The sequence below is a fragment of the Streptomyces sp. NPDC048623 genome (genome assembly GCF_040650755.1).
In the GTDB taxonomy this organism is placed as follows: Bacteria; Actinomycetota; Actinomycetes; order Streptomycetales; family Streptomycetaceae; genus Streptomyces.
Genome location: NZ_JBEZHV010000034.1, coordinates 19,398 through 39,052, shown reverse-complemented (window position 1 = coordinate 39,052; position 19,655 = coordinate 19,398). Strand labels below are relative to the sequence as shown.

18 protein-coding genes and 1 pseudogene are annotated in these 19,655 nt (G+C 70.5%); 7 read left to right on the top strand and 12 right to left on the bottom strand.

Going from position 1 to position 19,655, the window contains the following annotated elements; genetic code table 11:
- Positions 1-73: 73 nt before the first annotated feature.
- Positions 74-808, top strand: a complete 735-nt coding sequence (locus AB0C73_RS32975) for a phosphatase PAP2 family protein (protein ID WP_362537081.1) — start codon at positions 74-76, stop codon at positions 806-808.
- Here the strand turns inward: AB0C73_RS32975 and AB0C73_RS32970 are convergent.
- From AB0C73_RS32970 to AB0C73_RS32935, 8 genes are all read right to left on the bottom strand, one after another.
- Positions 774-2,588, bottom strand: coding sequence for a glycoside hydrolase family 18 protein (locus AB0C73_RS32970; RefSeq protein ID WP_362537080.1), 1,815 nt, complete (start codon positions 2,586-2,588; stop codon positions 774-776). The genes AB0C73_RS32975 and AB0C73_RS32970 overlap by 35 nt on opposite strands.
- Before the next feature lie 122 nt (positions 2,589-2,710).
- Positions 2,711-3,139, bottom strand: a complete 429-nt coding sequence (locus AB0C73_RS32965) for a hypothetical protein (protein ID WP_362537079.1) — start codon at positions 3,137-3,139, stop codon at positions 2,711-2,713.
- Positions 3,140-3,399: 260 nt separating this feature from the next.
- Complete coding sequence (locus AB0C73_RS32960; protein ID WP_362537078.1) at positions 3,400-4,818, bottom strand: FAD-dependent oxidoreductase; 1,419 nt, start codon at positions 4,816-4,818, stop codon at positions 3,400-3,402.
- 84 nt (positions 4,819-4,902) lie between these two features.
- Positions 4,903-5,697, bottom strand: coding sequence for an ABC transporter permease (locus AB0C73_RS32955; RefSeq protein WP_362537077.1), 795 nt, complete (start codon positions 5,695-5,697; stop codon positions 4,903-4,905).
- Positions 5,697-6,632, bottom strand: coding sequence for an ABC transporter permease (locus tag AB0C73_RS32950; RefSeq protein ID WP_362537076.1), 936 nt, complete (start codon positions 6,630-6,632; stop codon positions 5,697-5,699). The genes AB0C73_RS32955 and AB0C73_RS32950 overlap by 1 nt, the downstream gene beginning before the upstream one ends.
- A complete protein-coding gene (locus tag AB0C73_RS32945) occupies positions 6,629-7,798 on the bottom strand; it encodes an ABC transporter ATP-binding protein (protein WP_362537075.1) in 1,170 nt (389 codons plus the stop codon). Before AB0C73_RS32945 ends, AB0C73_RS32950 begins: the two co-directional genes overlap by 4 nt.
- A gap of 43 nt (positions 7,799-7,841) precedes the next feature.
- Positions 7,842-9,089 (bottom strand): spermidine/putrescine ABC transporter substrate-binding protein, encoded by a 1,248-nt coding sequence (locus AB0C73_RS32940; protein ID WP_362537074.1) that lies wholly within the window; start codon positions 9,087-9,089, stop codon positions 7,842-7,844.
- A gap of 77 nt (positions 9,090-9,166) precedes the next feature.
- Complete coding sequence (locus tag AB0C73_RS32935; protein ID WP_362537073.1) at positions 9,167-10,684, bottom strand: gamma-aminobutyraldehyde dehydrogenase; 1,518 nt, start codon at positions 10,682-10,684, stop codon at positions 9,167-9,169.
- Positions 10,685-10,860: 176 nt separating this feature from the next.
- Between AB0C73_RS32935 and AB0C73_RS32930 the strand changes: the two genes are divergently transcribed.
- A complete protein-coding gene (locus tag AB0C73_RS32930) occupies positions 10,861-11,415 on the top strand; it encodes an NADAR family protein (RefSeq protein ID WP_362537072.1) in 555 nt (184 codons plus the stop codon).
- Between the two features lie 72 nt (positions 11,416-11,487).
- Here the strand turns inward: AB0C73_RS32930 and AB0C73_RS32925 are convergent, their stop codons facing one another.
- On the bottom strand, positions 11,488-12,126 hold the full coding sequence (locus AB0C73_RS32925) for a DUF4190 domain-containing protein (protein ID WP_362537071.1): 639 nt from the start codon (positions 12,124-12,126) through the stop codon (positions 11,488-11,490).
- A gap of 81 nt (positions 12,127-12,207) precedes the next feature.
- On the opposite strand from AB0C73_RS32925, the gene AB0C73_RS32920 reads away from it, so the two are divergent.
- The 3 genes and pseudogenes from AB0C73_RS32920 to AB0C73_RS32910 all read left to right on the top strand — a co-directional run bounded on the left by AB0C73_RS32920 (position 12,208) and on the right by AB0C73_RS32910 (position 14,779).
- Positions 12,208-13,233, top strand: a complete 1,026-nt coding sequence (locus tag AB0C73_RS32920; RefSeq protein WP_362537070.1) for an adenosine deaminase — start codon at positions 12,208-12,210, stop codon at positions 13,231-13,233.
- Between the two features lie 19 nt (positions 13,234-13,252).
- Positions 13,253-14,002: a glycerophosphodiester phosphodiesterase gene (locus AB0C73_RS32915; protein ID WP_362537069.1), complete on the top strand. Its 750-nt coding sequence runs from the start codon at positions 13,253-13,255 to the stop codon at positions 14,000-14,002.
- A pseudogene (locus tag AB0C73_RS32910) lies at positions 13,999-14,779 on the top strand (SAM-dependent methyltransferase). Before AB0C73_RS32915 ends, AB0C73_RS32910 begins: the two are co-directional and overlap by 4 nt.
- A gap of 47 nt (positions 14,780-14,826) precedes the next feature.
- Here AB0C73_RS32910 and AB0C73_RS32905 read toward each other — a convergent pair.
- The 3 genes from AB0C73_RS32905 to AB0C73_RS32895 form a co-directional block, all read right to left on the bottom strand.
- Positions 14,827-15,390 carry a hypothetical protein gene (locus tag AB0C73_RS32905; RefSeq protein ID WP_362537068.1) on the bottom strand — a complete coding sequence of 188 codons (564 nt, stop codon included), beginning with the start codon at positions 15,388-15,390 and terminating at the stop codon, positions 14,827-14,829.
- A 30-nt stretch (positions 15,391-15,420) separates the two neighbouring features.
- A complete protein-coding gene (locus AB0C73_RS32900) occupies positions 15,421-15,981 on the bottom strand; it encodes an HXXEE domain-containing protein (RefSeq protein ID WP_362537067.1) in 561 nt (186 codons plus the stop codon).
- A 112-nt stretch (positions 15,982-16,093) separates the two neighbouring features.
- A complete protein-coding gene (locus AB0C73_RS32895; RefSeq protein ID WP_362537066.1) occupies positions 16,094-17,530 on the bottom strand; it encodes a gamma-aminobutyraldehyde dehydrogenase in 1,437 nt (478 codons plus the stop codon).
- 191 nt (positions 17,531-17,721) lie between these two features.
- Here AB0C73_RS32895 and AB0C73_RS32890 point away from each other — a divergent pair, with 191 nt between their 5' ends.
- Positions 17,722-18,234 carry an Lrp/AsnC family transcriptional regulator gene (locus AB0C73_RS32890; RefSeq protein ID WP_362537065.1) on the top strand — a complete coding sequence of 171 codons (513 nt, stop codon included), beginning with the start codon at positions 17,722-17,724 and terminating at the stop codon, positions 18,232-18,234.
- Positions 18,219-19,598, top strand: coding sequence for an aspartate aminotransferase family protein (locus tag AB0C73_RS32885; protein WP_362537064.1), 1,380 nt, complete (start codon positions 18,219-18,221; stop codon positions 19,596-19,598). Before AB0C73_RS32890 ends, AB0C73_RS32885 begins: the two co-directional genes overlap by 16 nt.
- Positions 19,599-19,655: the final 57 nt, after the last annotated feature.

Here is a 19,655-nt window from a genome sequence, read left to right as displayed (position 1 = left end):
AGCTGTGGGGGGCCGATGGCGGGATGGAGTTCCGGCTGTCGGTCCCCCAATTCGTGCCGTACGGTTTCTGCAGATGAGAGAAACACCCCGGGCGGAGCCTCCCCAGCCCCGCCCACACCGTGCCTTCGCGCACACCACTGGAGCCCTGGGCTCCGGAACTCCTCACGGATCGGATGGCCGCCCGCCCCACACCCCCCGGGGCGCGCGGCAGCCCGTCCCTGGCGACCGCCCCGGAACCACCCCCCCTGTTCCGGGGCTGTCGGCCGTCTTCTGGGCCCTTGTCACCCTCGCCGTCGTCACCTGGCAGGTCCTGGTCCACGGCCCCCTCGCCCGGCTCGACGAACGTCTCTCCCGCTCCCTCGTGGACTCCGTCCCGCGCGGCCTGAGCGAAGCCGCCTCCGACCTCGGCAGCATGCCGGTCGCCCTCCCGGTCCTCGCCGCCGCCCTGGCGTACGCCGCCTGGCGCGGCCGCCGCCTCGCGGCCCTGTACGCGGGCCTCGCGATGGCCGCCGTCCCCCTCCTGGTGGTCCCCCTGAAGGAGTGGACGGCCCGCCCCGGCCCTCTGGAACCCTGGGCCCACGGCTACTACCCCTCGGGCCACACGGCGACCGCGATGGTGGCGTACTTCGGCGCGGCCTTCCTGCTGTCCAGACGCCTGGTGCCCGTCGCCGCCGTGCTCACGGCGGTGACGGGCACCGGGCTGATCCTGCGGGGCTACCACTGGCCGCTGGACGTGCTGGCCAGTCTCTGCCTCGGGCTGCTGATCCTGCGGGTCAGCTCCAGTTGTACGCGTCGAAGTTGCGGCTGAACTCCCAGGTGTTGTAGCGGTCCCAGTTGATCGACCAGGTCATCAGGCCGCGCAGGGCGGGCCAGGTGCCGTGGGTCTGGTAGGTGCCGCAGTTGGTCTTCTTCGTGAGGCAGTCGAGGGCCTTGGTCACCTCGGACGGGGTGGTGTGGCCGTTGCCGGCCTGGGTGGAGGCGGGGAGGCCGATGGCGACCTGGTCGGGGCGGAGGGCCGGGAAGACGCGGTCCGTGTTGCCGGCCACCGGGAAGCCGGTGAGCAGCATGTCGGTCATGGCGATGTGGAAGTCGGCGCCGCCCATGGAGTGGTACTGGTTGTCGAGGCCCATGATGGAGCCCGAGTTGTAGTCCTGGACGTGCAGCAGGGTGAGGTCGTCGCGCAGGGCGTGGATGACCGGGAGGTAGGCGCCGGCGCGCGGGTCCTGGCCGCCCCAGGGGCCGGAGCCGTAGTACTGGTAGCCGAGCTGCACGAAGAAGGTCTCCGGGGCCATGGTGAGGACGAACGTCGAGCCGTACCTGGCCTTGAGGGTCTTGACCGCCGAGATCAGGTTGACGATGACCGGGCTGGTCGGGCTGCGGAAGTCGGTGTCGCCGGTCTGCAGCGAGAGCGAGTGGCCCTCGAAGTCGATGTCGAGGCCGTCGAGGCCGTACTCGTCGATGATCTTCGAGACGGAGGAGACGAAGGTGTCGCGGGCGGCGGTGGTGGAGAGCTGGACCTGGCCGTTCTGGCCGCCGATGGAGATGAGGACCTTCTTGCCGGCGGCCTGCTTGGCCTTGATGGCCGCCTTGAAGTCCGCGAGGGACTCCACGTTCGGGCACTCGGTCTGCGGGCAGAGGCTGAAGCGGATGTCGCCCGAGGTCACCGAGGTCGGCTCACCGAAGGCGAGGTTGATGACGTCCCAGGAGTCGGGGACGTCGGCCATCCGGGTGTAGCCGGAGCCGTTGGCGAAGCCGGCGTGGAGATAGCCGACGAGGGCGTGCGCCGGCAGCTGGCCGCCGCCGCCCCCTCCCCCTCCCCCGCCGCCGGAGGTCGTGGTCGCGGTCACGGCGGCGGACTTCGCCGACTCGCCGGCGCTGTTGGCGGCGGAGACCTGGAAGCTGTACGAGGTGCTCGGCGTGAGTCCGGTGACGGTGTACGAGGTGCCGGTCACGGTCGCGACGAGGGCGCCCCCTTGGTAGACCCTGTACGAGGTGGCGTTGGCGACGGCCGGCCAGCTCAGCGGTACCGAGGTGGAGGTGGGCGCGCCGGCCGTGAGGCCGGTGGGTGCGGCCGGTATCTGCACGGGGTCGCCGCCGGGGCCGAGCAGCGACAGGTCGTCGGCGCCGTACGCCCCGGTGCCGTACCAGCCGTGGGTGTAGATCGTGACCGAGGTCGTCGAGGCGCCGGTGGTGAAGGCGGTGGAGAGCTTCTGCCAGTCGGGGGCGGACTGGGTCCAGGTGGAGACGTCCGTGGTGCCGGTGCCGGAGGCGCCGAGGTAGACGTACGAGCCGCGCACCCAACCGCTCAGGGTGTACGTGGAGTTCGGTTTCACGGTGACGGTCTGGGAGCACTTGGCGTTGTCACTGCCGGCCGGGGTGGCCTGGAGGGCCTTCGTCCCGCTGTGCACGGGTGACGGGACGACGGCCCCGCTGCCGGCCGTACAGCTCCAGCCGTCCAGGCCGGATTCGAAGCCTCCGTTGCGGGCGAGTTCGGAGTCGGCGGCGTGGGCCAGGGGGGTCAGGGCCACGAGGCCGCCGGCGGCGAGGACGCCCGCCACGGCGAGGGAGAGAGGTCTGGTGCGGGCCACAACTGCCTCCGGGGGTGGGGGAATCGGGGAGAGCGCGCCACAGCATGGTCCAGACCAATCAAGTGGTCAAGACCTCTGACCGCGAGCACCTCCCCCGAGCACCCCCTCCCCCTCCTCGCCCTTCACCCCTCTCCCCGCGCCAGCTGGCCCGCGGCCTCGTGCATCGCCAGTTCGAGCAGGGTGGCGTCGGTGAGGGTGCCCGCCGCGTCCGGTGCCACCAGCCAGCGCACCCTGCCCGCCGTACGGCCCGGGTACGGGACGACGACCCAGGCGCCGTCACCGGCGCTGCGCACCCCGGTGCCCAGCCAGCGGGCGGCGGTGCCCGGCGGCACGAAGAAGCCCATCCGGGCGTCACCGAAGTCGGCCAGGACCGGGCCCGGCCGGTCCACGAGCCGGGTGAGCACGTCGAGCGTGGGGTAGCCGAGCTCGGACGGCAGGATGAGCACGTCCCAGCGGCGGCCGGCGGGCAGCAGCGCGACGCCGTGCGGGTTGCGCTCCCATTCGAAACGGCAGGCCTCGGGGTCCGGCGCCACCGAGGCCAGCCACTCCACGGCGGCCCTCGCCGCCGGCGCGGCCCCCGCGCCCGAACCGGCTCCCGTGCCCGAGCCCGTCCCCGTACCCGACCCCGAGCCCGACCCCGTACCCGACCCCGAGCCCGTCCCCCTACCCGTACCAGTCATCGCGAAAAGCCCTCTCCTCGTACGGACCCGCCGACTGCGGTGTCCACACGGAGAGAGGGCCCTCCCCCGCGCCTATGACGCGACTTCACCACCTACCGGATGTGACCTGCGTCACACACCTCGACACTCTGTCAGCTGTCGAAGCCCAGCCCCAGCCTGTCCATCGTCTTCAGCCACAGATTCCGCCGGCCCCCGTTCTCGTCCGCCCGCGCGAGCGACCACTTCGTGAGCCCGATGCCCGCCCACGCGATCGGCTCCGGCGGGAACGGCAGCGGCTTCGAGCGCACCATCGCCAGCTCGGTCCGCTCGGTCCGCTCCCCCGCGAGCAGGTCCAGCATCACGTCGGCGCCGAACCGGGTCGCGCCCACCCCGAGGCCCGTGTACCCGGCCGCGTACGCCACCTTGCCGTGGTGGGTGGTGCCGAAGAAGGCCGAGAAGCGCGAGCAGGTGTCGATCGCGCCGCCCCAGGCGTGGCTGAAGCGGAGGCCCTCCAGCTGCGGGAAGCAGGTGAAGAAGTGCTGGGCCAGCTTGAGATAGGTCTCCGGGCGGTTGTCCATCTCCGCCGCCACCCTCTTGCCGAAGCGGTAGACCGCGTCGTAACCGCCCCACAGGATCCGGTTGTCGGCCGTGATCCGGAAGTAGTGGAACTGGTTGGCGGAGTCGCCGAGGCCCTGCCGGTTCTTCCAGCCGACCGCCGCCAGCTGCTCGGCGCTCAGCGGCTCGGTCATCAGCGCGTAGTCGTACACCGGGACCGTGTAGTGCCGCAGCCGCTTGACCAGTGACGGGAAGACATTGGTGCCGAGGGCGACCCGGCGGGCCGCGACCCGCCCGTACGGGGTGCGTACGGCCATGCCGCCGCCGGCCGGCACGAGGTCGAGCCCCGGGGTGTTCTCGAAGATCCGCACCCCGAGGCCCAGACAGGCCTGCTTGAGGCCCCAGGCCAGCTTCGCGGGGTGCAGCATGGCGACCCCGCGCCGGTCCCACAGGCCGCCCTGGAAGGTCGGCGAGTCGACCTGGGCCCGCACCGCGTCGCGGTCCAGGAGCTCCATGCCGTCGGCGAGACCGAGCCGGTCGGCCTCCTCGTACCACGCGTGGAGCTCGTCCACCTGGTAGGCCTCGGTGGCGACGTCGATCTCGCCGCTGCGCTCGAAGTCGCAGTCCAGGGCGTAGCGGGCGACGGTCTCCTCAATGGCGTCGAGGTTCCGCTCGCCCATCCGCTCCAGCTTCGTGAACTCCTGCGGCCAGCGGGCGAGGCCGTTGCCGAAGCCGTGGGTGAGGGAGGCGGCGCAGAAGCCGCCGTTGCGGCCCGAGGCGGCCCAGCCCACCTCACGGCCTTCGATCAGCACCACGTCGCGGGAGGGATCGCGCTCCTTGGCGAGGAGCGCGGTCCACAGTCCGCTGTAGCCGCCGCCCACCACGAGCAGGTCGCACCGCTCGGAGCCGGTGAGGGCGGGCAGGGTTCCCGGCTTGCCGGGGTCTTCCAGCCAGAACGGGACGGGCTGGGCGTCGGAGAGAGATTGTGCAGCGAGACGCATGGCGACTGGGGCCATGGTTTCCAACTCCTTCGGTGCCTGACCGGCGTCCCGGCGGTCGGCCGCAGCGGGCCGCGGCGGGCCGCCGGTCAGGCGCTGATGTCAGGCTGTTGCGGTTTTCCTGCGCCGGTTCGCGACGAGCTGGCCGGCCACGACCACCAGTACCGCGATGACGAACATCGCCGTGCCGATGACGTTGATCTGAACGGGGGTTCCGCGCTGCGCCGAGCCCCACACGAACATGGGGAAGGTCACGGTGGAGCCCGCGTTGAAGTTGGTGATGATGAAGTCGTCGAACGACAGCGCGAAGGCGAGCAGCGCGCCGGCCGCGATGCCGGGCGCCGCGATCGGCAGCGTGACCCGCAGGAAGGTCTGCGCCGGGCCCGCGTAGAGGTCGCGCGCGGCCTCCTCCAGACGTGGGTCCATGGACATCACCCGCGCCTTGACGGCGGTCACGACGAACGACAGACAGAACATGATGTGGGCGATGAGGATGGTCCAGAAGCCCAGCTCCGCGCCCATGTTGAGGAACAGGGTGAGCAGCGAGGCGGCCATCACGACCTCGGGCATCGCCATCGGCAGGAAGATCAGCGAGTTGATCGCGCCGCGCGCCCGGAAGCGGTAGCGGACGAGCGCGAAGGCGATCATCGTGCCGAGGACGACCGCGCCGGCGGTGGCCCAGGCCGCGAGCTGCAGCGAGAGGGTCAGCGACTCGCACATGTCGGCGACCCCGCAGGGGTCCTTCCAGGCGTCGAGCGAGAACTGCTGCCACGCGTAGTTGAAGCGCCCGTTCGGCTTGTTGAACGAGAACACCATGACCACGACGTTGGGCAGGATCATGTACGCGAGCGTCAGCAGGCCCGCGATGACGACGAGGTTCTTACGCAGCCAGCGCATCAGACCAGGTCCTCCGTTCCCGCACGGCGGATGTAGACGGTGACCATGAGGAGCACGATCGCCATGAGAATGAAGGACAGGGCGGCGGCGGTCGGGTAGTCCAGGACGCGCAGGAACTGCGACTGGATGACGTTGCCGACCATCTTGGTGTCGGTGGAGCCGAGGAGTTCGGCGTTGACGTAGTCGCCGCTGGCCGGGATGAAGGTGAGCAGCGTGCCGGAGACGACGCCGGGCATCGACAGCGGGAAGGTCACCTTGCGGAAGGTGGTGGCCGGCGAGGCGTAGAGGTCCTGCGCGGCCTCGTGGAGGCGCCCGTCGATCCGCTCCAGGGAGGTGTAGAGCGGCAGGATCATGAAGGGCAGGAAGTTGTACGTGAGACCGCAGACCACGGCCATCGGGGTGGCGAGCACCCGGCTGCCCTCGGTCCAGCCGAGCCAGCCGGTCACGTCGAGGACGTGCAGCGTGTTGAGCAGGTCCACCACGACGCTGTCGTCCGCGAGGATCGTCTTCCAGGCCAGCGTGCGGATCAGGAAGCTGGTGAAGAACGGCGCGATGACGAGGACGAGCAGCAGGTTCCGCCACCGTCCGGCCTTGAAGGCGATGAGGTACGCGAGCGGGTAGCCGAGCAGCAGGCACAGCAGGGTCGCGGTGCCGGCGTACAGCAGCGAGCGCACGAACTGCGGCCAGTACTCCTGGAAGGCGTCCCAGTAGGTCTGGAAGTGCCAGGTGACCTCGAAGCCCTTCTCCAGGGAGCCGGTCTGCACCGAGGTGGAGGCCTGGTAGACCATCGGCAGCGCGAAGAAGACGAGCAGCCACACGATGCCGGGCAGCAGCAGCCAGTACGGCACGAGCCGCTTGCGGGTGGAGGGCTTGCGGACCACCGGCTCCTCGACCGGCGGCGCCCCCTCCTCCTTCGTCAGGGTGGTGGCGCTCATGCGGCGTCCTCCACCGTCTCCACGCCCGCGTCGATGTCCTGGGCCGCGTCGAGGCCGAAGGTGTGGGCCGGGTTCCAGTGCAGGACGACCTCGGCGCCGGGCACCAGGCGCGTGTCGCGCTCGATGTTCTGCTCGTACACCTGGAGCTCGGCGCCGGCCGGCGAGTTCACCACGTACTGGGTGGAGACACCGATGAACGAGGAGTCGGCGATCCGGCCGGTGACCCGGTTGCGCCCGTCCGCGATCTCGCCGGCGTCGTCGGCGTGGACGAGGGAGATCTTCTCGGGCCGTACGCCGACGAGCACCTTGCCGCCCACGCGCACGGCGGAGGTACAGCGCTCACCCGGCACCCGGAGCTTGCCGCCCCCCGCGGTGACCAGGACGTCGGAGCCGGTCTCGACGACCTCGGCCTCGATGAGGTTCGAGGTGCCGAGGAAGTTGGCGACGAAGGTGGTCTGCGGGTTCTCGTACAGGTCGGCGGGGGCGCCGAGCTGCTCGACCCGGCCCGCGTTCATCACCGCGACCTGGTCGGCCATCGTCATGGCCTCCTCCTGGTCGTGGGTGACGTGCACGAAGGTGATGCCGACCTCGGTCTGGATGCGCTTCAGCTCCAGCTGCATCTGGCGGCGCAGCTTGAGGTCGAGGGCGCCGAGCGGCTCGTCGAGGAGCAGCACCTGCGGGTGGTTGATCAGGGCGCGGGCGACGGCGACGCGCTGCTGCTGGCCGCCGGACAGCTGGTGCGGCTTGTGCTTGGCCTTGTCGCCGAGCTGGACGAGCTCCAGCATCTCGTCGACCTGCTTCCTGACCGACGTGATGCCGCGCCGGCGCAGGCCGAAGGCGATGTTCTCGAAGACGTCCATGTGCGGGAAGAGCGCGTAGGACTGGAAGACGGTGTTCACCGGGCGCTTGTACGGCGGGAGGTCGGTGACGTCCCGGTCGCCGAGGAAGACGGTGCCGGTGGTCGGGTCCTCCAGGCCGGCGATCATGCGCAGCGTGGTCGTCTTGCCGCAGCCGGACGCGCCGAGCAGGGCGAAGAAGGAGCCCTGCGGGATGGTCAGGTCGAGCGGGTGGACGGCGGTGAAGGAGCCGTACGACTTGCTGATGCCGGCCAGGCGGACGTCGCCGCCGCCGGTGTTCTTGCCAATCTGAGCAGTCTTGTCAGTCATGGATTGCGGTCCCGGGTTCGTGAAGGGGAGGGCGGACGGCCGGTCAGGCGCCGATGAGCTTGGCGAACTTCTCCTCGTACGCCGTCTCCTCGGCGCTGCTGAGCGAGCGGAAGGCGTGCGACTTCGCGGCCATCGCCTTGTCCGGGAGGATCAGGGTGTTGTTCGCCAGCTCCGGGTCGATCTTCGTGAGCTCGTCCTTCACACCGTCGACCGGGCACACGTAGTTGATGTACGCGGCGAGCTGGGCGGCCACCGGAAGCTCGTAGTAGTAGTCGATGAGCTTCTCGGCGTTGGTCTTGTGCCGGGCGTTCGCCGGGACCAGCAGGTTGTCGCTGGACGTGATGTAGCCGGCGGACGGGATCGCGTACTGGATGTCCGGGTTGTCGGCCTGGAGCTGGATGATGTCGCCGGCCCAGGCGAGACAGGCCGCCAGGTCGCCCTTGTCGAGGTCCGAGGTGTAGTCGTTGCCGGTGAAGCGGCGGATCTGCTTCTTGTCGACGCCCTTCTGGAGCCGCCCGATGGCCGCGTCGTAGTCGGCGTCCGTGAACGTCCCGGGGTCCTTGCCCATGTCGAGCAGGGTCATGCCCACCGAGTCGCGCATCTCCGTCAGGAAGCCGACCCGGCCCTTGAGCGCGGGGTCGTCGAGCAGCTGGGTGACCGAGTCGACCTTCTTGCCGCCGGTCGCCTTGGTGTTGTAGGCGATGACGGTGGAGATACCGGTCCACGGGTACGAGTGGGAGCGCCCCGGGTCCCAGTCGGGCCGGCGGAACTGCGACGACAGGTTGGCGTACGCGTTCGGCAGGTTGGTGGGGTCGAGCTTCTGCGCCCAGCCGAGCCGGATGATCCGCGCGGCCAGCCAGTCGGTCACGCAGATCAGGTCGCGGCCGGTGTCCTGGCCGGCCGCGAGCTGCGGCTTGATCTTGCCGAAGAACTCGACGTTGTCGTTGATGTCCTCGGTGTACTTGACCTTGATCCCGGTCCGTTTGGCGAACGCCTCCAGCGTGGGGCGGGACTTCTCGTCCTCGCTGACGTCCATGTACTCGGTCCAGTTGGAGAAGGCGACGGTCTTCTCCTTGGCCGAGACGTCGATGGAGGCGGGCCCCTGGCCCTCCCGCTTGGCCGGCGGGATGCCGCAGCCGCTGAGAGCCGCGAAACCGCCGACGGTGAGCGCGCCGACACCGCCGGCGCGCAGCATCGAGCGCCGGCTGAGTGCGCCCCGGCCGCTCGTCAGTGTGCGCCGTATGGCCGCCGTCTGCGCGGCCGACAGGCTGTCGGACTGGTACTGCTCCATGCGCTGTGCCCTTCCGGATGGGTGTGGGTGTGCCGCTGGTCGGACGGCGGGAGCCATGCGGCGGTAGCCGCAGGTCGTTACGGTCGGTCCCCGAAGATCGTGCGGTGCCAGTCCTTGGCCGCCACCGCCGTGTTGTCGTACATCACGTGCTTCACCTGCGTGTACTCCTCGAAGGAGTACGCCGACATGTCCTTTCCGAAGCCCGAGGCCTTGTAGCCGCCGTGGGGCATCTCGCTGATGATCGGGATGTGGTCGTTGACCCAGACGCAGCCTGCCTTGATCTCGCGGGTGGCCCGGTTCGCCCGGTAGACGTCGCGGCTCCAGGCGGAGGCGGCGAGGCCGTAGGGGGTGTCGTTGGCGAGCCGGATGCCCTCGTCGTCGCCGTCGAAGGGCAGGACCACCAGGACCGGCCCGAAGATCTCCGACTGCACGACCTCGCTGTCCTGCGGGGCGCCGGTGATCAGGGTGGGTCGGTAGTATGCGCCACTCTTCAGCTCGCCACCAGGGGCTTCGCCGCCGGTGACGACGGTCGCGTACGCGCGGGCGCGCTCCACGAAGCCGGCGACGCGGTCGCGCTGGGCGTGGCTGACGAGCGGCCCGAGGTCGGTGGCCGGGTCGAAGGGGTCGCCGAGGCGGACCGTCTCCATCAGCTCGGCGACCCGGGCGACGAAGGCGTCGAACAGCGGCCGCTGGACGTACGCGCGCGTGGCGGCTGTGCAGTCCTGCCCGCTGTTGATGAGGGAGGCGGCGACGGCGCCGTGCGCGGCGGCCTCCAGATCGGCGTCGTCGAAGACCACGAACGGGGCCTTGCCGCCCAGCTCCAGGTGGAGCCGCTTCACGGTGGCGGTGGCGATCTCCGCGACCCGCCTGCCGACGCCGGTGGAGCCGGTGAACGAGGTCATGGCCACGTCCGGGTGCCCGACCAGGTGCTCGCCGGCGACCCGTCCGGCGCCGTTGACGATGTTGATCACGCCGTCCGGGATGCCGGCCTCGGTCGCCGCCTGCGCGAACATCAGCGAGGTCAGCGGCGTCAGCTCGGCCGGCTTCAGGACGATCGTGTTGCCCGCGGCGACGGCCGGCAGGATCTTCCAGGCGGCCATCTGCAGCGGATAGTTCCACGGTGCGATGGACCCGACGACGCCGATCGCCTCGCGCCGTACGTACGAGGTGTGGTCGCCGGAGTACTCGCCCGCCGACTGCCCCTGGAGGTGCCGGGCGGCGCCCGCGAAGAAGGCGGTGTTGTCGACGGTGCCCGGCACGTCGAACTCGCGGGCCAGCTTGATCGGCTTGCCGCACTGGAGGGATTCGACCTGCGCGAACTCCTCGGCCCGCTCGGCGAGCACCCCGGCGAAGCGGTGCAGCGCGTCCGAGCGCTCGCCGGGCGTCGCGCCCGCCCAGCCCGGGAAGGCCTCCCGGGCGGCGGCGACGGCCGCGTCCACGTCCTCGGCCGAGGCGAGGGTGTACGTGTGGACGCGCTCGCCCGTCGCCGGATCGACGACGCTGTGGTCCCGCTCCGAGGTTCCGGGGCGCAGCCGCCCCGCGATGTACTGCGCGCCGTCCGCGAAGCGGTCCGACACCTGGAAGCGGTTGCCCATGACGCTCTCCGTTGTTCCAGCTCGAGTTGAGTGCCGATCCTGGCAGAGGGCACCCGGTCCAACAAGTGATTCCGTTGTTGCCTTTTGGTTACGCGACGGAATCGGCAGATCAGTGTGTCGAGGACAGCGGGAAATTGCCGTACGGAGTGTCAGTGGCGACTGAAACAGTGGCGTGCATGAGCGATGCGATGGATCTCGAACGCCTGAAAGAGCAGGTCAGAAGCGGCCACCGGATGAAGTGGCTGCACTTCTGGGGGCACCGCCCGCACCCGTCGGGGCGTCTGTCGGCGAGTTGTCTCAGCCAGTGGTGGCCGGCACCCTTCGTGGTGGACGGCGTGCGCTACGCGACCGCCGAGCACTGGATGATGGCCGGCAAGGCGCGGCTGTTCGAGGACCCCGAGGCGGAGCGGGCGGCCCTGACGGCGGCCTCGCCGGCCCAGGCGAAGAAGGCTGGCCGGCTGGTGCGCGGCTTCGACGAGGAGGTCTGGCGGCGTGAGCGCTTCGGTCTCGTGGTGGAGGGCAGCGTCCACAAGTTCGCCTCGTCGGAGCCCCTGCGGGCCTTCCTGCTCGGCACCGGCACCCGGGTCCTGGTCGAGGCCAGCCCGGTGGACCGGATCTGGGGCATCGGTCTGGCCGCGGACGACCCGCGCGCGATGGACCCGGAGCGGTGGCGCGGCGAGAACCTGCTGGGCTTCGCGCTGATGGCGGCGCGCGAGCGGCTGCGCGGATGACGTGAGCGGCTGCGCCGCGAAAGCCGAGAAGGGGGCCGCGCGAGCGGCCCCCTCCTCAGCGGCTGATACGTCCTAGCCGCGGACGTCGACGACCAGGCTCGTGTCCCACGGGTCCGTGGTGCTGTCGTAGGGGTCCTTCGCGTCCTGGGCGATGGCCCAGATGATGAAGCCGAGGAAGACGGCACTGATCACGGTGCCGATGGCGCCGAGCACGATGCCCGCGATCGCCATGCCCCGGTTGGTGGCCTCCCCCCGGTTGGCCTTCTTGAGGCCGATGACGCCGAAGATCAGCGCCAGGATGCCCAGGATCGAGCCGAGCCCGTAGGCGCAGAAGCCGGCGACGGCGATGATGCCGAGCACCATCGCGGCGGTGCCGAGCCCGTTGGACGGCTGCTGGCCCCAGCCCGGCTGCCCGCTGTAGCCGGCTCCGTAACCGGGGTACGGGGACGGGGCGGGCACGGGCGACGCGGGCGGGTAGCCGTACCCGGGCGTCCCGGCCGCGGGCGTGGGCATCGCGGACGGCACGGACGGCGTGGTCGGGTAACCGAAGCCGCCCCCGGGCGCGGCGGGCGGCGGCGGCAGCTCGGCACCCGGCATCGACATCATGGTGGGCTGGTCGTGCACGGTCGGCGGCGTGGGCTTGCTCAGTTCGACGCCGTCCTGGTTCGGCGGCGCCCACGGGTCCACCGGCTGGTCGTTGTTCTCGGACATGGGCCTCCCCCATCGTGGTCACGCCATGCTACGGCCTACGCCGAAAGGGGGACGGGTCAGCCTCCGGCCTACGATGACCGGATGACCGACCTTCACGCCTTCATCGCGGGGCTGCCCAAGGCCGAGCTGCATGTGCACCACGTCGGCTCCGCCTCGCCCCGCATCGTCGCCGAGCTGGCGGCCCGGCACCCGGACTCCAAGGTTCCGACGGACCCGGACGCGCTCGCCGACTACTTCACCTTCACCGACTTCGCGCACTTCATCGAGGTCTACCTCTCCGTCGTGGACCTGGTCCGCACCCCGGAGGACGTCCGGCTCCTGACGTACGAGGTGGCCCGGGACATGGCCCGGCAGAACATCCGCTACGCGGAGCTGACGGTCACCCCGTACAGCTCGACCCGCCGCGGCATCGAGGAGCACGCCTTCATGGCGGCGATCGAGGACGCGCGGCTCGCGGCCGAGAAGGAGCTCGGCGTGGTGCTGCGCTGGTGCTTCGACATCCCGGGCGAGGCGGGTCTGGAGGCGGCGGAGGAGACGGCACGGCTCGCCGTGGAGCTGCACCCGGCGGGCCTGGTGTCGTTCGGTCTGGGCGGCCCCGAGATCGGTGTGCCGCGGCCGCAGTTCAAGCCGTACTTCGACCGCGCGCGGGCGGCCGGTCTGCGGTCCGTGCCGCACGCGGGCGAGACCACCGGCCCGGAGACGGTCTGGGACGCGATCAACGAGCTGGGCGCCGAGCGCATCGGCCACGGCACCAGCTCCGTGCAGGACCCGGAGCTCCTCAAGTACCTGGCGGAGCACCGGATCGCCCTGGAGGTGTGCCCGACGTCGAACATCGCGACCCGCGCGGTGGAGCGCCTGGAGGACCACCCCGTCAAGCAGATGGTGGAGGCCGGCGCCCTCGTCACGATCAACAGCGACGACCCGCCGATGTTCGGCTCCGACCTCAACAACGAGTACGCGGTGGCGGCCCGGCTGCTCGGCCTGGACGAGCGCGGTCTCGCGGCGCTCGCGAAGAACGCGGTCGAGGCATCCTTCCTCGACGAGGCCGGCAAGGCGCGGCTGACGGAGGAGATCGACACGTACACGGAGCGCTGGCTGTCGGCCTGAGGCCCGGGAGAATGGGGCCATGAACCCCGTCACCCCCGTCACCCAGGACGCGGCCGCCGCACCGGACAACGCCGCTCCGGCCGCGCCCGTCACCGTCGTCGGTCACCGCGGCGACCCCTACCGCGTCCGCGAGAACACCGTCCCCTCGATCGTCTCGGCGTTCGAGCGGGGCGCGGACGTGGTGGAGGTCGATGTACGGCTCACCGGGGACGGCGTCCCGGTCCTGCTGCACGACGACACCCTGAAGCGCCTGTGGGGCATCGACCGGGCCCTTGACGCGCTGACCCTCGACGAGCTGCGGGAGGTCACCGGGGACGGGGTGCCGACGCTGCGCGAGGCGCTGCTCGCCGCGGGCGGGCACCGGCTGATGCTCGACCTGCCGGGCGGCGACGAGGACTCCGTACGGAAGATCGTCGGCGTGGTGCGCGAGTGCGGGGCGGGCGAGCGCGTCTACTACTGCGCGGGCGGCACGGCCATGCTGCGGGTGCGGGCCGCCGACCCGGCCGCCGAGATCGCCCTGACCTGGAACACGCTCGCCCCGCCGCGCCCGGTGCTGCTCGACGTGGTGCGCCCGGCCTGGCTCAACTACCGCTTCGGTCTGGTGAGTCGGGCCCTCGTGGACCGGGTGCACCGGGACGGGCTGCGGGTGTCGGTGTGGACGCCCGACACGAAGCGGAGCATGCGTAAGCTGATCGCGCACGGGGTCGATTCGATCACCACGAACCGGGTCGACGCGCTGGCCTCCGTACTGCGAAAGGGCCGTGGATGAACGACAGGATCCGCACCGACATCGCACACAACGCGCGCGTGTGGAACTACTGGCTCGGCGGCAAGGACAACTACCCGGTGGACCGGGCGGTCGGCGACCAGGTGACCTCGTTCCACCCCGGCATCGGCGCGGTGGCCCGCGCGGACCGCGCGTTCCTGGGCCGGGCGGTCACACATCTGACCGCCGAGGCCGGCATCCGCCAGTTCCTGGACATCGGCACCGGCCTGCCGACCGCCGACAACACCCACGAGGTCGCCCAGCGCCTCGCGCCGGAGTCCCGGATCGTCTACGTCGACAACGACCCCATCGTCCTCACCCACGCCCGCGCGCTGCTCACCGGCACGCCCGAGGGCGCCACCGAGTACGTGGACGCGGACGCCCGGGACCCGCGGCGGATCCTCGCGGCCGCCACCGGCACGCTCGACCTCTCGCGGCCGGTCGCGGTCCTGCTCCTGGGCATCCTCAACTTCGTCCTCGATCTGGACGAGGCCCGCTCGATCGTACGGACCCTCATGGACGCGGTGCCGTCCGGGAGTCATCTGGTCGTCACACATCCGACGTACGACCCCGAGGTCGGCGGCGAGGCGAACGTGGCGGCGATGGAGTTTCTGGAACGCCCACGCGACCCCGCCGATCACCGCCCGCAGCCGGACCGAGTTCGCCTCCTTCCTCGACGGACTCGACATCCTGGAGCCGGGCATCGTGTCCTGCGCCCGCTGGCGCGCGCCGGAGGCGGCGGACGTCGCGCAGTACGGCGCGGTGGCGCGCAAGCCGTGACGCCGAGGGCCGGCGCCGGCAGTGCCGGCAGCCGGCGCTCGGCCGCCTCATGCCGGCGACGTCCGGCCGGCCGCCGGAGCGGGGGCCGGCGTGCCCTCCGCCGCCTCCAGGGCTTCGAGGCGCTTGATCAGGCGGCGTACGGCGAGCAGCGGCAGGATGCCGAAGACCCCGAAGGACATGTCGATCACCGACCACCAGAAGGGGATGTCGCGGACCGGCCCGCAGATCAGGGCGAGCGGGATGATGCCGACGCAGGCGATCATGCCGAACTCGATGACCCAGATGTTGCGGACCGGGTCGCGGTAGGGCCCGTAGAAGGCGACGGCGATGACGAGGTGCGCGAAGGCCAGCCAGTCGGTGCCGTAGAGGAGGTACGGGGCCCGGGCGTCGGCGGCCTCGATCCCGGTCCGCACCCTGGCGATCCACTCGGCGAGGCCGGGGAAGGTGTCGGCCAGCGGGGCGGCCCAGGTGTCCAGGGCCCCGTCCACCAGGCGGAGTTCGGTGACCAGCGGGAACGCGGTGGCCCCGCTGAGCACCAGACAGACGATGAAGACGACCAGCCAGACGCGGATGCGCTTGAGGAGGGCTCTGGGCCCGTTCGTGTCGCTCATGGAGGCAGCGTACGCCTCTCATGAACGTGTTCAAAAACGGGGTCGTGATGACCTGGCCCTCCTCGTGACGCGGCGCGCCACCGCGTGCGAGACGGCGGTCGCGCCGCCCGCGAGCGCGAGCCCGGTCAGCACGTCCCGGCCCCGGTTGGGCCGCAGCACCCCGGCGCGGCGCAGCCGGCCGCGCGCCCACAGACTGAAGGGGATGACGAGCAGCGGCGAGGTGACCGAGCCGGGGGTCACCCCGCGGACGGCGGCGGCCTGTGCGAGGTGCACCAGGCCGTGCAGGCCGAATCCGTTCAACGCGCCCTGGTAGAAGGCGGACCGGCCGCCGCTGCGGTGCCCCGCGACGGCGGCCGAGCCGACGATGGCGGCCATCACCCCGACGGCGGCCCGGAATTCACGGTCGTCGACCGAGCCCAGGGCCTTCCACACCGCCTCGGGCACGCCGGGAAACCGTTCCCTGAGCCCCGGCAGGTTCTCACGCATCCACCGCGGCCCGTACAGCACCTCCTCGGTGTCGTGCAGCGCCCAGGCGGCGAACAGCCCGTAGGTGACGAGTGAGTTGATCCCGTTGTTCCCCGTATCGGTCATACGGACGGCATATCACGCCGTGCCACGGATGCGGCCCCGGCACCCTGTCGACCGAGTCGATCAGGGCGCCGGGGCCGCGGAGAGCCGGACCGGAGAGCCGGACGGGGAAGGGTCAGCCGAGCGAGGTCATCACGTGCTTGATGCGCGTGTAGTCCTCGAAGCCGTACGCCGAGAGGTCCTTGCCGTAGCCGGACTTCTTGAAGCCGCCGTGCGGCATCTCCGCGACCAGCGGGATGTGGGTGTTGATCCACACGCAGCCGAAGTCGAGGGACTTGGACATGCGCATGGCGCGGGCGTGGTCCTTCGTCCAGACCGAGGAGGCCAGGGCGTACTCGACGCCGTTGGCGAACTCGAGGGCCTGGGCCTCGTCGGTGAAGGACTGGACGGTGATGACGGGGCCGAAGACCTCGTTCTGGATGATCTCGTCGTCCTGCTTGAGGCCGGAGACGACGGTGGGGGCGTAGAAGTAGCCCTTGTCGCCGACCCGGCGGCCGCCCGCCTCGACCTTGGCGTGCGCCGGGAGGCGGTCGATGAAGCCGCTGACCTGCTTGAGCTGGTTCTCGTTGTTCAGCGGGCCGTACAGCACGTCCTCGTCGTCCGGCTGGCCGGTCTTCGTCGCGGCCGCGACCTTGGCGAGCGCGGTGACGAACTCGTCGTGGATGGACTCGTGGACGAGCACGCGGGTGGCGGCGGTGCAGTCCTGGCCGGCGTTGAAGTAGCCCGCCACCGCGATGTCCTCGGCGGCCTTGGCGATGTCGGCGTCCTCGAAGACGACGACCGGGGCCTTGCCGCCCAGCTCCAGGTGGACGCGCTTGACGTCCTTGGACGCCGACTCGGCGACCTGCATGCCGGCCCGGACGGAGCCGGTGATGGAGGCCATCGCCGGGGTCGGGTGCTCGACCATCGCGCGGCCGGTGTCACGGTCGCCGCAGATGACGTTGAAGACGCCCTTGGGGACGATCTGGCCGATGATCTCGGCCATCAGGACCGTCGACGCCGGGGTGGTGTCGGAGGGCTTGAGGACGACCGTGTTGCCCGCGGCGAGGGCCGGGGCGAACTTCCACACGGCCATCATCATCGGGTAGTTCCACGGGGCGACCTGGGCGCAGACGCCGACCGGCTCGCGGCGGATGATCGAGGTCATGCCCTCCATGTACTCGCCGGCCGAGCGGCCCTCGAGCATCCGGGCGGCACCCGCGAAGAAGCGGATCTGGTCCACCATCGGCGGGATCTCCTCGCTCGCGGTGAGACCGGCCGGCTTGCCGGTGTTCTCGACCTCGGCGGCGATCAGGTCCTCGGCGCGCTCCTCGAAGGCGTCCGCGATCTTCAGGAGGACCTTCTGGCGCTCGGCGGGCGTGGTGTCGCGCCAGGCGGGGAAGGCGGCCGCGGCGGCCTCCATGGCGGCGTCGACGTCGGCCTGGCCCGACAGCGGGGAGGTGGCGTACACCTCACCGGTGGCCGGGTTGATCACGTCGATCGTGCGGCCGTCGGCCGCGTCCCGGAACTCCCCGTTGATGTAGTTGCGCAGCCGGCGCAGCTCGGTGGTCACTTGCCACCCCTCCTGTCACGTTCTGTCTCCGCACTCCGTCGTGCGGCGTCCCGAAAGGCGAGACACCCCAGCCTAGTCGGTCCACTGACGCTTTCAACAGGCCCGACCCTCGCCAACTTCGGATTCAGTGAGATCCAAACCCCAGAACAACGAATTTCATCGCTCCGGGGTTGCCAGACCGACGAGGTTCGGTGCACAGTGAAGTCGTGGCCAGTCGAAACACAGACTCCAGCTCCAGAACCGGAACCGGTTCGTCCCCGACGATCGATGCCGTCTCCCTGGCGATCATCGAACAGCTCCAGCAGGACGGGCGGCGTCCCTACGCCGCCATCGGCAAGGCCGTCGGCCTGTCCGAGGCCGCCGTGCGGCAGCGCGTCCAGAAGCTGCTCGACCAGGGCGTCATGCAGATCGTCGCCGTCACCGACCCGCTCACCGTGGGATTCCGGCGCCAGGCGATGGTCGGCATCAACGTCGAGGGTGACCTGGATCCGGTCGCGGACGCCCTGACGGCCATGGCCGAATGCGAGTACGTGGTGATGACCGCGGGCTCCTTCGACCTCATGGTCGAGGTCGTCTGCGAGGACGACGACCACCTCCTGGATGTGATCAACAAGCGCATCCGCACCCTCCCCGGGGTGCGCTCCACCGAGAGCTTCGTCTACCTGAAGCTCAAGAAGCAGACCTATATGTGGGGAACCCGATAGCCGTGAGCAAGGACCTCTCCAAGACCGCCTACGACCACCTGTGGATGCACTTCACCCGCATGTCGTCGTACGAGAACAACCCCGTCCCCACCATCGTCCGCGGTGAGGGCACGTACATCTGGGACGACAAGGGCAGGAAGTACCTCGACGGCCTCGCCGGCCTGTTCGTGGTGCAGGCCGGTCACGGCCGCAAGGAGCTCGCCGAGACGGCCCGCAAGCAGGCCGAGGAGCTCGCCTTCTTCCCGGTGTGGTCCTACGCCCACCCGAAGGCCGTCGAGCTCGCCGAGCGTCTCGCGAACGAGGCCCCGGGCGACCTCAACAAGGTCTTCTTCACCACCGGCGGCGGCGAGGCCGTCGAGACCGCCTGGAAGCTCGCCAAGCAGTACTTCAAGCTGGTCGGCAAGCCCACCAAGTACAAGGTCATCTCGCGTGCGGTCGCCTACCACGGCACCCCGCAGGGCGCCCTCTCCATCACCGGTCTGCCCGGTCTGAAGGCCCCCTTCGAGCCGCTGGTGCCCGGCGCCCACAAGGTCCCGAACACCAACATCTACCGCGCCCCGATCTTCGGCGACGACCCGGAGGCCTTCGGCCGCTGGGCCGCCGACCAGATCGAGCAGCAGATCCTCTTCGAGGGCCCCGACACCGTCGCCGCCGTCTTCCTGGAGCCGGTGCAGAACGCCGGCGGCTGCTTCCCGCCGCCGCCCGGGTACTTCAAGCGGGTCCGCGAGATCTGCGACCAGTACGACGTGCTGCTCGTCTCCGACGAGGTCATCTGCGCCTTCGGCCGCCTCGGCACCACCTTCGCCTGCGACAAGTTCGGCTACGTGCCGGACATGATCACCTGCGCGAAGGGCATGACCTCCGGCTACTCCCCGATCGGCGCCTGCATCGTCTCCGACCGCCTGGCCGAGCCGTTCTACAAGGGTGACAACACCTTCCTGCACGGCTACACCTTCGGCGGCCACCCGGTGTCCGCCGCCGTCGGCCTCGCCAACCTCGACATCTTCGAGAAGGAGAAGCTGAACCAGCACGTCCTCGACAACGAGGGCAACTTCCTGAAGACGCTGCAGAAGCTGCACGACCTGCCGATCGTCGGCGACGTGCGCGGCAACGGCTTCTTCTACGGCATCGAGCTCGTCAAGGACAAGGCCACCAAGGAGTCCTTCAACGAGGAGGAGACCGAGCGCGTCCTGTACGGCTTCCTCTCCAAGGCGCTCTTCGACAACGGCCTGTACTGCCGTGCCGACGACCGCGGCGACCCGGTCATCCAGCTGGCTCCGCCGCTGATCTCGGACCAGTCCACGTTCGACGAGATCGAGCAGATCCTCCGCGCCACCCTCACCGAGGCGTGGACGAAGCTGTAGGGATCCCTCAGCATCACACCGCCCTCACGGTGTGACCCCGGCCCGGACGGGCCGCCA